Raw genomic sequence first — 396 nt, 5'->3', positions numbered from 1 at the left:
TCTTGGCAAGCGCATTGAGCATAACGAAATCGTGGATCGTCGCGTTATAGCGGGTCGTTATGACCGGCACGCCAGCTTCGACCAGGCGTCGGGCGTAGGCCTCGCCCTCGTCACGCAGGACATCGTTTTCATCTGTAATGACCAGCGCTGGCGCCTGCCCGTGCAGGATGGAGTCCGGCGTGTTCAGCGGCGAGACATGCGGCTGGGCGCGATCCGTGCCGGCAGGCAGATACTGGTTCCAGAAATAATCCATGGCTTTCGCTGTCAGCCAGGGGCCACTGGCGAACTCGCGATAGGATCCGTCATTCATTGCGGCATCGGTCACCGGATAGAACAGGAGCTGGGCTACGGGCCTGGGTCCATGCCGCTCCGCAACGAGGGCGGAGACGACCGCAA

Annotated in this window: 1 protein-coding gene; it reads right to left on the bottom strand. The window is 61.9% G+C overall.

Features of this window, described 5'->3' with window-relative positions; genetic code table 11:
* Window positions 1–337: alpha/beta hydrolase (locus tag HK23_RS13700; RefSeq protein ID WP_256940220.1), on the bottom strand; the 337-nt coding region annotated here is incomplete at its 3' end.
* Window positions 338–396 lie beyond the last annotated feature (59 nt).

Origin of the sequence: Acetobacter malorum, assembly GCF_002153605.1 — a bacterium.
Taxonomy (GTDB): Bacteria; Pseudomonadota; Alphaproteobacteria; order Acetobacterales; family Acetobacteraceae; genus Acetobacter; species Acetobacter malorum_A.
The sequence above is the reverse complement of the archived record's forward strand: the minus strand, read 5'-3'. Positions and strand labels throughout refer to the sequence as shown.